Below are 13,736 nucleotides of genomic sequence, written 5' to 3' on the forward strand. Positions count from 1 at the left end.
AGCGCGTCGCCGCGGGTTCGGCGGACGGCGCGGGACGCGCCCCACATCAGGAGATCGAAAAATGGCCTGGACCCGCGAGCAGATGGCGGCGCGTGCCGCGCGTGAGCTGGAAGACGGCTTCTACGTGAACCTCGGGATCGGCATCCCGACGCTGGTGTCGAACTACATTCCCGAGGGCATGTCGGTGCAGCTCCAGTCGGAGAACGGCATGCTCGGCATGGGGCCATTCCCGTTCGAGGGCGAGGAGGACGCCGACCTGATCAATGCCGGCAAGCAGACGATCACGGCGCTGCCGACGACGAGCTACTTCTCCTCGGCCGATTCGTTCGGGATGATCCGCGGCGGGCACATCAACCTGTCGATCCTGGGCGCCATGCAGGTGGCCGGAAACGGCGATCTCGCCAACTGGATGATCCCCGGCAAGATGGTGAAGGGCATGGGCGGCGCCATGGACCTCGTGGCCGGCGTCAAGCGCGTCGTCGTCGTGATGGAGCACGTGGCGAAGAACAAGGACGGCACCGAGAGCCCGAAGCTGCTCAAGGAATGCGACCTGCCGCTCACCGGCACGCACGTGGTCGACCTCGTCATCACCGACCTCGGCGTGTTCACGATCGACAAGCACGGCGACGGCGGGATGCGGCTGATCGAGCTCGCCGACGGCGTCACCGAGGAGGAGATCCGCGGCAAGACCGAGGCGGCCTACACGGTGGCGCTCGCCTGAAACCCTACGCCGCGGCTCGGCCGCCCCGCCTGGCGCCGAGCCACGTCGCGGCGCCGACCGCGAGGCCGACCGCGGCGATGAGCAGCGTCGAGGCGGCGTTGATCTCGGGGTTCACGCCGAGCCGGATCTGGCTGTAGAGCCGCATCGGCAGGGTGGTCGCGCCGGGCCCCGAGACGAAGCTCGCGACGACAAGGTCGTCGAGCGACAGGGTGAAGGCGAGCAGGAACCCGGCGGCGATGCCGGGGGCGAGCAGCGGCAGCGTCACCGTCGCCAACACCCGGAACGGCCCGGCGCCGAGGTCGGCGGCGGCCTCCTCCAGGTCGCGGTCGAGCCCGCGCAGGCGGGCGGCGACCACGACCGCGACGAAGCCGGTGCCGAGGGTGGCGTGGGCGACGACGATCGCGCCGAGGCCGCGGTCGATGCCGACCCCGACGAACAGCAGCAGCAGCGACAGGCCGGTGATCACCTCCGGCATCACCATCGGCGCGGTGACGAGCCCGGTGAACGGCGTGCGCCCGCGGAAGCGTCCGTGCCGCGCGAGCGCGAGGGCGGCCAGCGTGCCCAGCGCCGTCGCGATGACGGCCGACAGCGTCGCGACGCGGAGCGACACCCAGGCGGCCTCTAGCAACGGCCCGTCGGCGAGCAGGACGCCGTACCACCGTGTCGAGAACCCGCCCCACACCGTGACCAGGGCCGAGGCGTTGAACGAGTAGACCACCAGCACCAAGATCGGCGCGTACAGGAAGCCGAGCCCGAGGATCAGCGCCGTGCGGGTGAGCGCGGTCGGACGATGCGCGTTCATGGTGCGCCCTCGCCGCTCGCGGCCTCGGCGGCGGCGTCGCGGAACAGCACCACCGGGCCGACGACGAGAACCAGCAGCAGGATCGCCACCGCCGAGGCGAGCGGCCAATCCCGGTTGGTGAAGAACTCGCTCCAGAGCACGCGCCCAAGCATCAGCGTCTCGGAGCCGCCGAGCAGGTCCGGGATCACGAACTCGCCGACCATGGGGATGAAGCACAGCGCCGCGCCCGCCAGCAGCCCGGGCAGGGCGAGCGGCAGCGTCACGGTCCAGAACACCCGCGTCGGCGAGGCGCCGAGGTCGGCCGCCGCCTCGCGCAACGCCGGATCGAGGCGGCTCAGCACCGCGTAGAGCGGCAGGACCATGAACGGCAGGTAGGCGTAGACGAGGCCGATCAGCACCGCGGCGGGGGTGTTCAGGATCTCCAGCGGCTGCGCGATCAGCCCGAGGCGCAGCAGCCCGAGATTGAGCAGGCCTTCGGGCTTCAGGATCGCGATCCAGGCGTAGACCCGGATCAGGAAGCTCGTCCAGAACGGTACTACGACGAGCGCGACGAGCAGCGGCTGGCGCGCCGCCGGGCTGCGGGCGATGGCGTAGGCGAGCGGCGTGGCGATGCCCGCCAGGATCGCGGTCGCCGCGAGCGCGTAGGCCAGCGACGTCAGGGCCGCGTCGCGATAGAGCGCGTCGGTGGCGAGCGTGACGTAGTTCTCGAAATTGAGCGCCCTGAGGAAGTCCGACCAATCCCCCGCGCCGCCTCGCCAGTCGAGCACCGGCAGGTACGGCGGCATCGCGGTCGCCGGCTCCGACAGGCTGATCTTCAAGGTGATGACGAACGGCACCAGGAAGAAGGCGCCGAGCCAGAGCCAGACCGGCAGGCGGAGAAGGGCTGCGAGAGCGCGCGCACGCGACGGTGCGGTCATCGCATCGACCTCTTTCCCCTTCCGGCCACCGAGGCGCCGATATTCTCACATCGCGCGAGCGGAGCCGTCCGGCCTTCCCTCCCCCCGCAGAGGGGGGAGGGAACGGGTGGCGACGTCGACGCGCGAGGCATGACGATGATCGTGGGGATCGCTCGTCCTCTCATGCCGGCAGGATCGTCGCGGCGTCGGGGGCGAAGCGGACCGCGACCGCTTCGCCCACGGCCGGCGCGCCCTCGCCCGGCGCGGTTGTCGCGCGCAGGCAGGTGCCGTCGGCGAGGCGGACGACGCGGCGGGTGCGGTCGCCGAGGAAGGTCTCCTCGACCAGCGTCCCGGGCGCGCCCTCCCCGCTCAGGCTCAGGTCTTCGGGACGCACGGCGAGGACGATGTCGGCGCCGGCTGAAAGCGGCGCGTCCGGCGCGCGCGCAAGCAGCGGTCCCACTACGCTCTCGATGCTGCGATGCGGGCCGGGCTCCTCCGCCCCGAGGCGGCCGGGGATGAGGTTCACGTCGCCGAGCAGGCCCGCGACGAAACGGGTGGCCGGCCGGCGGTAGAGGTCGGCCGGGCGGCCCACCTGCACGAGCCGGCCGCGATCCATCACGCCGATGCGGTCGGCCAGGGTCATCGCCTCCGCGGGATCGTGGGTGACGACGACGAAGGTGGTGGCGAGGCGGCGCTGCAGCGCGCGCAGCTCCGCCTGCGTCTCCTCGCGCAGCGTGCGGTCGAGGGCCGCCATCGGCTCGTCGAGGAGCAGCACCCGCGGCTCGCGGGCGAGCGCCCGGGCCAACGCCACGCGCTGGCGCTGGCCGCCCGAGAGCGTCGCCGGCGCGCGGTCCGCGAAGCCCTCGAGGCGCACGAGGCGCAGCAGCGCGGCGACCCGCTCGGCCGTCGCCGCGCGGCCGGCGACGAGGCCATCGAGCCCGTAGGCGACGTTCCGGCCGACGCTCATGTGCGGGAACAGCGCGTAGGACTGGAACATCATGTTCACCGGCCGGCGATGGGCCGGCAGCGCGGCGAGATCCTGGTCGCCGAGGCGGATCGCGCCCGAGCTCGGCGCCTCGAACCCGGCGATCAGGCGCAGCAGCGTGCTCTTCCCGCACCCCGAAGGCCCGAGCAGGCAGAAGAACTCGGACGCCGCCAGGTCGAGGGAGACGGCGTCGACGGCCGTTCCGGCCCCGAACCGCTTGGTCAGGTTCTCGAGTCGCAGCAGCGGCGCGGACAAGGGCTCAGCCGTCCTCGCGCAGGGCCTCGGCGACCCGGGCCTCCAGCAGGTCCGGCCGGCGGATCACCAGTGCGCCGCGGGTGCGGTCGACGAGGCCCTCGGCCGCCATCACCGTGAACTCGCGGGTCACCTGCTCGCGGCGGCAGCCGATGCGGGCGGCGAGCACGTGGTGGTAGGGCGGCGGCGTCACCACCCGCTCGTCGCCCCCGCCCGCCCGCGGCACCGAGAGCCGCAGCAGCTCGGCATAGAGGCGGTGGCGCAGGTCGAGCAGCGCATGCTCCATCAGGCGGGTGTTGAGCTCGCGCACGCGCTTGGTCAGCAGGCGGAACAGCCGGTCGGCGATGGCTTCCGAGGCGAACACCATCTGCCGGAACACCGAGGCCGGGACGACGCAGAGCTCGCCGCGGGTCAGCGCCGTGACGTTGGCCGAGCGGCCGACGCCGTCCAGCGCCGACAGCTCCCCGAAGAACGCGCCGCCGCGCATCTCGCCCAGGATCACCTCCTTGCCGGACTGCGTGCGGTTGAGGATGCGCACCTCGCCGGTGGCGAGGAAGTAGACGTCGGTGGAGACGTCGTCGAAATCGACCAGCACCTCGTTCTCGTCGAAGCGGCGCCAGTGGCAGCGCGTCTCGAAGGGGCCGAGCTCGATGCCCGGCTCCTTGAAGAACGGAATGGTGGAGAGCCGTGCCATCGAAAACCGGTCCCTTCGCGATGCGCCGGGACCGCCGCGCCGCGGACCATCTGAAAGTCCGCGCGACCGGCCCGACCCGGAGCATCGCGTCGTCGAGCTTGTTGCAGGATCGTGACGACCGGGTCGTCACCGGTCAAGCCGACCGTCGGCGATGGAGGTGGATGGGGCCGCGCCGGACTACGCGAGACTGTGATTTCCCGTTCGCGCCGACGTCGCTTAGGTGAAGGACCGCATTCGGCCTGCGAGGGCGCCCGGGATCCGGAATGCCGCGCCTGTTGCCCCCCGATCGAAGGCCTCCGGCCTCACCGCCCGACCTTTTCGCGCCGGGACGCGCGGCGATTTCGATCCCCCTCGACGCGCGCCACGCTCCGGCCGGTCCCGTGTTCGGCGGTCGTCGGGCGACCCTCGGGGCCGCGTTCACGCTGGCGGGACGCGGGCTTCACACCGGGCGCCGCGCGACCGTGCGCGTCGGCCCGGCCCCGCCCGGGCACGGCATCGTCTTCCGCCGGCGGCTTCACGGCGGGCGAACGGTCGACGTCCCGGCGCTGTGGACCCTGCGCGAGCGCCAGCCTCTGTGCACGGCGTTGCGCTCGCCGGACGGGCCGCTGGTCCGCACCGTCGAGCACCTGCTCGCCGCGCTCTCGGCCGAGCGCATCGACGAGGCGCTCGTCGAGATCGATGCCGAGGAGCTTCCGATCTTCGACGGCAGCGCGGTGCCCTGGTGCCGCGCGATCCGCGCGGCGGGCCGGATCGAGAATGGCGAGCCGCGCCGCATGATCCGGGTGCTGCGAACCGTCGAGGTGGTGGACGGCCGGCGCACGCTGCGCATCGCGCCGCATGACGGGCTCCACGTCTCCGCCCACCTCGCGCTGGCGCATTTCGGCCCGCTCGACTGGTCCGGCCCGGTCACGCCGGACGTGTTCCTCGCGGAGATCGCGCCGGCGCGAAGCTTCGGGCGCTACTGGCGCGCGATGCTCGGGCGCGCCTACGGCTTCGCGACGCGCAAGCCGTTCCTGCAGGGCTGCGGCGTGCGCTCGGCGGCGATGATCGTGCGCGGGGGGATCGTCGGCGGGATGCGGGTGCCCGACGAGCCGGTGCGCCACCGAGTCCTCGACCTCGTCGGCGACCTCGCGCTCGCCGGCCATCCGATCCTCGGGCGGCTGACGGCGGCCCATACCGGGCACGAGCTCAACCACGCGCTGGTCGCCAAGCTCATGTCCGACCCGACGGCTTGGGACCTGGTCTGAGGCATCCCACGGCTCAAGCGCATGGCACCGCACGCTTGCCACCGGGCGCCGGTCTCGCCAGAACGCCCCATGCTCCGCGTCAACGACCTCACCCTCCGCATCGGCGAGCGCCTGATCCTCGACGGCGCGAGCTTCTCGATCCCCGACCGCGCCCGCGTCGGCCTCGTCGGCCGCAACGGCGCCGGCAAGACCACCTTGTTCAAGGCGATCCTCGGCGAGTGGCCGGTGGATGCGAGCGCGGTCTCGATGCCCAAGGGCATGCGCATCGGCGCGGTGGCGCAGGAGGCGCCGGCCGGGCCCGAGACGCTCCATGCGGTCGTGCTCGCCGCCGACACCGAGCGCGCGAAGCTCATGGCCGAGGCGGAGGGCGCCGACGGGCTGCGCCGTGCCGAGATCGAGACGCGGCTCGTCGACATCGGCGCGCATTCGGCGCCGGCCCGCGCGGCGGCGATCCTGCACGGCCTCGGCTTCGACGCGTCGGCACAGAACCGGCCGTGCTCGGACTTCTCGGGCGGCTGGCGGATGCGCGTGGCGCTCGCCGCGGTGCTGTTCTCCGAGCCCGACCTGCTGCTGCTGGACGAGCCGACCAACTACCTCGACATCGAGGGCACGATCTGGCTCTACGACTACCTCGAGCGCTATCCCCGCACCGCGATCATCATCTCCCACGACCGCGACCTGCTCGACGAGTCGGTCGACCACATCCTGCACCTCGACCGCGGCAAGCTGACGATCTACCGCGGCGGCTACACCTCCTTCGCCAAGCAGCTCTCCGAGAAGCGGATGCTGCAGGCCAAGGCCAAGGTGAAGCAGGATGCCGAGCGGGCGCATCTCCAGAGCTTCATCGACCGGTTCAAGGCCAAGGCGACGAAGGCGCGCCAAGCGCAGTCGCGCGTCAAGAAGCTCGCCAAGATGGTGCCGATCGCCGGGCTGATCGAGGACGACGTGCCGGTGATCCACCTGCCGAGCCCGGAGAAGCCGCTCTCGCCGCCGATCGTGGCGATGGAGCGGGTGGCGGCCGGCTACCCCGACCGCATCGTGCTCTCGGGCCTCAACCTCAGCCTCGCCCCCGACGACCGCGTCGCGCTGCTCGGCGCCAACGGCAACGGCAAGTCAACCTTCTGCAAGCTCATCGGCGGCCGGCTCGACGCGCTGTCCGGCGAGCTGCGCCGCTCCTCGAAGATGAAGGTCGCCTACTTCGCCCAGCATCAGCTCGACGAGCTGCGCCCGGCCGAGAACGCGGTGGCGCACCTGCGCACGCTGATGCCGGACGCCCCCGAGGCGCGGGTGCGCGCCGCCACCGCCCGGCTCGGGTTTCCCGCCAACAAGGCGGACACGCCGGTCTCGCAGCTCTCGGGCGGCGAGAAGGCCCGCCTGCTGATGGGGCTCGCCGCCTTCGAGGGGCCGCACCTGCTGATCCTCGACGAGCCGACCAACCACCTCGACATCGAGAGCCGGCAGGCGCTGGTCGAGGCGATCAACGACTACGAGGGCGCGGTCATCCTGGTCAGCCACGACCGCTTCCTGGTCGAGGCCTGCGCCGACCGGCTCTGGCTGGTCGCCGACGGCTCCGTGAAAACCTTCGACGGCGACATGGACGATTACCGGCGCCTCGTGCTGGCCGGTCCCGAGCGCGACGCCGCCCGCGACGAGGACGCCTCGGGCGGCAAGCAGGCCGAGGCGCGGCGCTCGGCGGTGGAGCGCCGCGCCGCGCTTGCCCCCTTGCGCAAGCGGCTCGAAGGCTTGGAGGCGCGCATGGACAAGCTCACCGCCGCCATCGCCAAGATCGACGCGGCGCTCGGCGACGGCACCGCCTTCCTGCAGAACGCGGCCAAGGCCGGCGAGATCGCGAAGATGCGCGCCGACGCGGTCGCGGCGCTCGGGGCCGCCGAGGAGGAATGGCTCTTGGTGAGCGGGGAGATCGAGGCGGCGGCCTGATCGGCCTTCAGCCCCTGTACAGGCGCGGCCCGCGACAGGATGTCGACGTTCCACGATACGAACCGTCGCCGTGCGGGAGAGCGTCGGCGATCGAGGATGGATGATGCCTGATACGGTCGTGCTCGATGCCATCGCGCCGACGACGCCGGCGGCCGGTGGGCCGGACACGGTCGTCGCCATCCCCGTGCGCAACGAGGCCGAGCGCATCGGCTTCTGCCTCGACGCCCTCGATGCGCAGCAGGGCCTGGCCCCGGGCCGCCTCGGCATCGTGCTCTTCCTCAACAACTGCACGGACGACACCGCCCGCATCGTCGCCGAGCTGGTGCCGCGGCTTTCCGTGCCGGTGCGGGTGATCGAAATGGAATATGCCGGCGCCCATGCCGGCTGGGCCCGGCGCAAGGCGATGGACGCGGCCGCCGGCTGGCTCGGCGGCGCCGGCACCATCCTGTCCACCGACGCCGACAGCCGCGTGCCGCCGGACTGGGTCTTCGCCAACCTGCGCGCGCTCGCGGCCGGCGCCGACGCGGTCGCGGGCCGGGTCGAGCTGATCCCCGAGGAGGCGGCCCTGCTGCCGCCCTCGCTCCCGGCCCGCGGACGCCTGGAAGACGCCTACAGCGCGCTCCTGACCGAGGCGGAGGCGCGGATCGACCCCGATCCGAACGACCCGTGGCCGTGCCACCGCACCACCATTGGCGCGACGCTCGCCGTCAGCCGCGACGCCTACGCCCGGGTCGGCGGCATGCCGGAGATCGCCCTCGGCGAGGACGGCGCCTTCGTCGCCCGCCTCCTCGCGCACGGGTTCCGGGTCCGCCACGACCCGGCGGTGATGGTGTTCATCTCCGCCCGCCTCACCGGCCGGGCGCCGGGCGGGGTTGCCGACACCATCCGCTCCCGCTGCGAGGATCCCGGCGCGCTCTGCGACGCGCGACTCGAACCGGTGCCGCGCGCGCTCCATCGCTACCTCTGGCGCCGCCGCCTGCGCCGGCTCCATGCCTCCGGCCGGCTCGGGGCGAGCACGGCCTGGGCGCGCCGCCTCGGCATCCCGGCGGACGAGGCGGCGCGGATCGCCGCCCTCCCCCTTGTCGGCCAGGTCGTCGCGGAGGCCGAGCGCGCCAGCCCGAAGCTGAAGCACGCGCCGCTGAGCGTCCCGCGACTGCCCGGCCAGATCCGGCTCGCGAAGGCGGTGCTGCCGGTCGTGCGGGCGTTCGCATCGGTTCGGGACCGATGGGAGGGGCCAGTGGCTGTCGCGGCGTCGACATCGGCAGGGGCGGTCACGCGGGCCATGCCCTGAACCAGGTAAGGCGCCGGTCCCCTCTCCCGGTGGCCTCAGGCCCGCGCCGGCGCGGGCGCCGGCGACTTCGCCTTTCCGAGCCCCAGCACCAGGGCGCAGCCGATGGCGGAGAGGATCACCAGCGGCATCAGCCCCAGCGGGTAGCTTCCCGTCGCGTCCTTGATGACGCCGAGGAGGTAGGTGCCGAGGAACCCGCCGATGTTGCCGATGGCGTTGATCTGGGCGATGCCGGCCGCGGCCGCGCCCGCCGAGAGCCATTCGGTCGAGAGCGCCCAGAACGGGCCCTTCACGGTGTAGGTCGCGGTGATGGCGAGGCACAGGATCAGGATCGTCGGCCAGAGCTGGCTCGTCAGCACGGACGCGGCGAGGCTGGCGGCCAGCAGCCCGAGCGGCAGCGCGGTGTGCCAGACGCGCTCGCGCCGCCTGTCCGAGGACCGCCCCCAGACGATCATCAGCACCGAGGCGATGCCGAAGGGGATCGCGTTCAGCAGCCCGGTCTCGAGGTTGGTCAGGCCGAAGGACTTGATGATCTGCGGTTGCCACAGCGACAGGCACTGGCTCGCCCCGGAGGCGCCGGCGTAGATCAGCGAGGCGGCGAGCACGTAGCGGTTGGTCATCACCTGCCGGAGCGAGAGGTGGCCGGCGGGCCTCCCCGCGCCCTCCACCACCGAGGCCCGGTCGTCCGCCAGGCGCTCGGTGAGCCAGGCGCGCTGCTGCGGCGTCAACCAGCTCGCGCGGGCGGGGCCGTCCGGCAGCAGGACGAAGGCGAGGATGCCGAGCAGCACCGCCGGCACCGCCTCGATCAGGAACAGCCACTGCCAGCCGCGGAAGCCGAGCATCCCGTCGGTGCCGAGCAGCCAGGCTGAGAGCGGCGACCCGAGGAAGCTCGAGATCGGGATCGCGACCATGAAGATCGCCACGATCCGCCCGCGATAGGCGCGCGGGTACCAGTAGGTCAGGTAGAGGATCACGCCGGGGAAGAACCCGGCCTCGGCCGCCCCGAGCAGCAGGCGCACCGCGTAGAACGAGACCGGGCCCACGACGAAGGCCATCCCGGCCGAGACGAGCCCCCAGGTGATCATGATCCGCGCGAGCCAGATGCGGGCGCCGAAGCGCTCCATCGCGACGTTGCTCGGCACCTCGCACAGCACGTAGGACACGTAGAACAGGCCGCCGCCGAGGCCGAACTGCGCCGGCGACAGGCCGATGTCCTGGTTCATCTGCAGGGCGGCGAAGCCCGCGTTCACCCGGTCGACGAAGGCGACGAAGTAGGCCAGCATCAGGAACGGCAGGATGCGCCACGTCACCGTGCGCAGGGTGGCGCGCTCGATCGCGTCGATCTCCGCCTGAGCCATGGTCCGTCACTCCCTCGCGTCGCCGGCGCATCCGGCGTTCTACGAACCCGGCACCCCTCGGCCGGGGACGATCGCGACACCGCCGCCCCCCTGTCAACGGCTGCCGGGTGCGGCGCCGCGGGCGCGATGTGACGGCGAGGCACCAGGCGGCGCCAGGCAACGTTCCGCCCGCTCATCCCGTTGTCGCGACGACCGATCCGTCCCGAGACGAGGCGCAAGGCGATGGCGACGAGCCCCGACGGCTTACCCCCTGCCCTTCCCGGGCGGCGGGAGGTGATCGACACGGCGGCCGGCCGGGTGAGCGTCTACGGCTCGGCCGAGGCCGAAGGGGTGCCGCTGCTGCTGATCCACTCGATCAACGCCGCCGCCAACGCCTACGAGGTCCGCCCGCTCTACCTGCATGCGCAGGGGCGGCGCCCGGTCTACGCCCTCGACCTGCCGGGCTTCGGCTTCTCCGAACGTTCGCGCAGGCTCTACAACCCGCGGGTGATGGCGGACGCGATCCACGCCGTCGCCGACGCGATCGCGCGCCGGCACGGCGGCGTCCGCATCGACGCGATCGCGCTCTCGCTCTCGGCCTCCTACCTCGCCCGCGCCGTGGTCGAGCGGCCGGAGGCCTATCGTTCGATCGGCCTGATCAGCCCGACCGGGTTCGACCGGCGCCTCTCCGGGCGCGGGCCGGCGGGCGGCGACCGCGGCAGCCCGCGCGTCCGTACGATCGTCGATTCGCGCCTCCTCGGGCCGGCGCTGTTCGCCCTCCTCGTCAGCCGCCCGAGCATGCGCTTCTTCCTGCAGAAGACCTTCGGCTCGAAGCGGATCGACGAGGGGCTGTTCGCCTACGACTACCGCTCGGCCCACCAGCCCGGGGCGCGGCACGCACCCTACTGCTTCGTGGCCGGCCACCTGTTCCCGACCGACGCCACCACGCTCTACGAGGCGCTGACGCTCCCGGTGCTGATGCTCCACGGCAGCCGCGGCGACTTCGTCGACTTCCGCGACGCGCCGCGCTTCGCCGCCCGGCCGAACTGGACGATCCGGGCCCTGCCGACCGGGGCCTTCCCGCATTTCGAGGATCCGGCGACGGTGACGGGGCTCTTCGACGGGTTCTTCGCCGGCCTCGCCTGACCGCTCAGGCCGCGGCGACGCGATAGCGGAGCCAGACCACCCCGCCGGACAGGGTCTCGCAGGATCTCAGCTCGAGCCGGCGCTTGGCCCCGAGCGAGTCGGCCTCGGTGCCGTCGACGTCGAACACCGCGGGCGTGCCGCGAAGGCCGTCGACGGCCGGGGCGAGCAGCAGGCTGAGCTCGTCGATCACGCCGGCTCGCAGCATCGAGCCGTTGAGGCCGCCGCCGCCCTCGACCAGGAGGCGGGCGATGCCGAACAGGCGGCCGAGCTTCTCCACCGCCAGCGCGAAGTCGATCGTCTCGGTGCCGGCGAACAGGTAGGATTGCCCGCCCGCCCGCAGGCGTCTCAGATGCGCGTCGGGGACGCCCTCGGTCAGGACCACCACCACGTGATCGCCGGTGATCTCGTTCCGCGCGCCCCAGTCGAGGCGACCCTTCGCGTCGAGGGCCACCGCGTAGCCGGACGCGTCGCGCCGGGCGACGTGGTCCTCGCGCGGCACCGGGCCGTCATCGGCGGGCGGGGCGGCGAGCGGCGTGGCGCTGTCGGCGTAGCCCTGCATGGTGACGCGGCCGCACATCCAGGCATCGCCGTCGAGGCGCGCGTGCACCGTCTCGTAATGGTCGTCGGCGTCGATCCCCCAGCGGCGGGTCTTGATCCGCCCGTCGACGGAGCTGGTCATGTGGCAGATCACGTGCGGTCTGGCGGTCTCGGCCATCGTCGGGTCTCCTGCGGACGGGTCGCCGCCGGAACTAGCCCGCGACGGCCCTTCGCACAGGGGCCGCTCAGCTGACGCGCCAGCGTGATTCGAAGCCGATCAGGCGCGCCGCGCCCAACGCGGCGCTCTCGGCGCACTCGGCCGGGATCCGGCGCCACGCCGGAGGCCTGCGGAAATCGAAGCGGCGCATCGTCTCGCGCATCAGGAGCGCGATCTGCGCCTCGGTCTCCGGCGGGATCGGCCGCCCGGCCCACTCGTTCGGCGCCCGTGCGGGCGCCGCGGCGACGACGCGATCCCACGGCAGGCCCCAGGCGAGGTCGGCGAAGCGCGCGCAGGTGGCGGCGAAGCGGTCGGCGATCTCCTCGGCGAGGTCCGGCGCGTCGCCGCGGAACGGCTCCGGATCGAGACCGCGCGACCACGCCGCCTGGTCGAGGACGTGGCCGATCCGGCGCGGGTGGCCCTCCACCTGGCAGTGGACCCGGAGGTGCCGCAGGCGGCGCGAGGCCTCGACGGCGAGCGGCCCGGAACTGCGGTTGGTCACGGTCCGCAGGGCGTCGGCGTCCATCATCGGCGCGAGCCGCGCGGTCAGCCCGAGCGCGGCGACGAACCGCTCGACCAGCGTCGCGTCGGAGCGCGCGTCGCGCAGCGGCACGGCGATCACGGCGCCGTCCGTCGCCCGCGCCCAGGGCGCGATCAGCGCGCGATAGTCGAGCCGCCCGGAGCGGCGGTTCGCACGGGCGTATTCGCGGAAGCTGCGCGGCTCCTTCACCAGTTGCGCGCGGTGGGCGTAGGCGGAGTTCAGGAACTCGAACGGCGGCTTGACCGCCATCACGACCTCCATCGCGAAGCCCCGGCGGGCGAACGCCTCGGACAGCGTCCGGGGCACGCCGAAGCTCGGCCGCTGCACCGAGAAGTCCTCGTAGGACAGGATCACCGTGTCGGCGTCCGTCGCGGACAGGACGCGATCAAGGCGCGCAAGCATCGTGCGGCGCTCCGCCTTCGGCCGCCGCCCGTCGAGCGCCTCGCCCAATCCCTGGTGATTGACGTCGGACCCGGGCTGGGCGCCTTCGGGTGCGAGGTCCGGGTAGAGCAGGCCGGCTTCCGCCAGCCGCGGCCGCAGGTTGGCCAGCACCTGCTGCAGCGATGTGGACCCCGTCCGGGGCATTCCGATATGGATGATCGCGCGACGCACCGTCGATCGCCTCCCTGTCCTGATCCCTGGCCGTCGCGGACCGTCCGCGCGGCCGTCCGTCCCCCAAGATCCCCCTCGGTTCCGATGAACGACCTGACGCTCGAGGCCGCCCGCACCATCGTCGCCACCGCCCTGGAGACGGCGCGAACGCGCGGCCTGAAGCCGCTTGCGGTGGTTGTATATGACGATCGCGGTTCTCTAAAATGTGTCCAGGCGGAGGACGGCACCTCGCTCCGCCGCGCCGAGATCGCGATGGGCAAGGCCAACGGCGCGCTCGCGCTCGGCCTCGGCTCGCGGGCGATCCACGCCCGCGCCGAGGCGCAGCCCTACTTCGTCGCCGCGGTGAGCCACGTGGTCGGGCCGGCGGCCCTGGTGCCGGTCCCGGGCGGCGTGCTGGTCCGTGCGGCCGACGGGCGCCTTCTCGGCGCCGTCGGCATCTCCGGCGACACCTCGGACAACGACGAGATCTGCGCGGTCGCCGGCATCGAGGCCGCCGGGCTCGTGCCCGAGACCGGCGCCTGAG

The 13,736-nt window shown here is 72.9% G+C and carries 13 protein-coding genes; 6 read left to right on the forward strand and 7 right to left on the reverse strand.

Annotation, left to right across the window (positions count from 1 at the left end):
• Window positions 1–61: 61 nt before the first annotated feature.
• The gene (locus tag MKK64_RS02420) at window positions 62–721 is read left to right on the forward strand and encodes a 3-oxoacid CoA-transferase subunit B (protein WP_147729342.1); all 660 of its coding nucleotides are present in this window, start codon (window positions 62–64) and stop codon (window positions 719–721) included.
• A gap of 4 nt (window positions 722–725) precedes the next feature.
• Here the strand turns inward: MKK64_RS02420 and MKK64_RS02425 are convergent, their stop codons facing one another.
• The 4 genes from MKK64_RS02425 to MKK64_RS02440 form a co-directional block, all read right to left on the reverse strand.
• A complete protein-coding gene (locus MKK64_RS02425) occupies window positions 726–1,523 on the reverse strand; it encodes an ABC transporter permease (protein WP_243932103.1) in 798 nt (265 codons plus the stop codon).
• Entirely contained in the window at window positions 1,520–2,440 is a 921-nt protein-coding gene (locus MKK64_RS02430) for an ABC transporter permease subunit (protein WP_147842667.1), read from the reverse strand. Before MKK64_RS02430 ends, MKK64_RS02425 begins: the two co-directional genes overlap by 4 nt.
• Window positions 2,441–2,600: 160 nt before the next feature.
• Complete coding sequence (locus tag MKK64_RS02435) at window positions 2,601–3,659, reverse strand: ABC transporter ATP-binding protein (RefSeq protein ID WP_243932104.1); 1,059 nt, start codon at window positions 3,657–3,659, stop codon at window positions 2,601–2,603.
• Window positions 3,660–3,663: 4 nt separating this feature from the next.
• On the reverse strand, window positions 3,664–4,350 hold the full coding sequence (locus MKK64_RS02440; protein ID WP_147727456.1) for a Crp/Fnr family transcriptional regulator: 687 nt from the start codon (window positions 4,348–4,350) through the stop codon (window positions 3,664–3,666).
• A gap of 380 nt (window positions 4,351–4,730) precedes the next feature.
• On the opposite strand from MKK64_RS02440, the gene MKK64_RS02445 reads away from it, so the two are divergent.
• The 3 genes from MKK64_RS02445 to MKK64_RS02455 all read left to right on the forward strand — a co-directional run bounded on the left by MKK64_RS02445 (window position 4,731) and on the right by MKK64_RS02455 (window position 8,826).
• Window positions 4,731–5,597, forward strand: coding sequence for a UDP-3-O-acyl-N-acetylglucosamine deacetylase (locus MKK64_RS02445; protein WP_243932105.1), 867 nt, complete (start codon window positions 4,731–4,733; stop codon window positions 5,595–5,597).
• A gap of 69 nt (window positions 5,598–5,666) precedes the next feature.
• Window positions 5,667–7,535 carry an ABC-F family ATP-binding cassette domain-containing protein gene (locus MKK64_RS02450; protein WP_243932106.1) on the forward strand — a complete coding sequence of 623 codons (1,869 nt, stop codon included), beginning with the start codon at window positions 5,667–5,669 and terminating at the stop codon, window positions 7,533–7,535.
• A 130-nt stretch (window positions 7,536–7,665) separates the two neighbouring features.
• Window positions 7,666–8,826 carry a glycosyltransferase gene (locus tag MKK64_RS02455; protein WP_409567831.1) on the forward strand — a complete coding sequence of 387 codons (1,161 nt, stop codon included), beginning with the start codon at window positions 7,666–7,668 and terminating at the stop codon, window positions 8,824–8,826.
• A 35-nt stretch (window positions 8,827–8,861) separates the two neighbouring features.
• On the opposite strand, the gene MKK64_RS02460 is transcribed toward MKK64_RS02455, so the two are convergent.
• Window positions 8,862–10,181 (reverse strand): MFS transporter, encoded by a 1,320-nt coding sequence (locus MKK64_RS02460; RefSeq protein ID WP_243932107.1) that lies wholly within the window; start codon window positions 10,179–10,181, stop codon window positions 8,862–8,864.
• Between the two features lie 222 nt (window positions 10,182–10,403).
• Here MKK64_RS02460 and MKK64_RS02465 point away from each other — a divergent pair, with 222 nt between their 5' ends.
• On the forward strand, window positions 10,404–11,306 hold the full coding sequence (locus MKK64_RS02465) for an alpha/beta fold hydrolase (RefSeq protein ID WP_243932108.1): 903 nt from the start codon (window positions 10,404–10,406) through the stop codon (window positions 11,304–11,306).
• Between the two features lie 4 nt (window positions 11,307–11,310).
• On the opposite strand, the gene MKK64_RS02470 is transcribed toward MKK64_RS02465, so the two are convergent.
• Window positions 11,311–12,021: a dihydrofolate reductase family protein gene (locus tag MKK64_RS02470; protein WP_243932109.1), complete on the reverse strand. Its 711-nt coding sequence runs from the start codon at window positions 12,019–12,021 to the stop codon at window positions 11,311–11,313.
• Window positions 12,022–12,088: 67 nt separating this feature from the next.
• Window positions 12,089–13,186, reverse strand: a complete 1,098-nt coding sequence (locus MKK64_RS02475; protein ID WP_243932110.1) for a hypothetical protein — start codon at window positions 13,184–13,186, stop codon at window positions 12,089–12,091.
• Window positions 13,187–13,297: 111 nt separating this feature from the next.
• Here MKK64_RS02475 and MKK64_RS02480 point away from each other — a divergent pair, with 111 nt between their 5' ends.
• Window positions 13,298–13,735, forward strand: coding sequence for a GlcG/HbpS family heme-binding protein (locus MKK64_RS02480; protein WP_243932111.1), 438 nt, complete (start codon window positions 13,298–13,300; stop codon window positions 13,733–13,735).
• Window position 13,736 lies beyond the last annotated feature (1 nt).

Source organism: Methylobacterium sp. E-025 (genome assembly GCF_022829705.1).
In the GTDB taxonomy this organism is placed as follows: domain Bacteria; phylum Pseudomonadota; class Alphaproteobacteria; order Rhizobiales; family Beijerinckiaceae; genus Methylobacterium.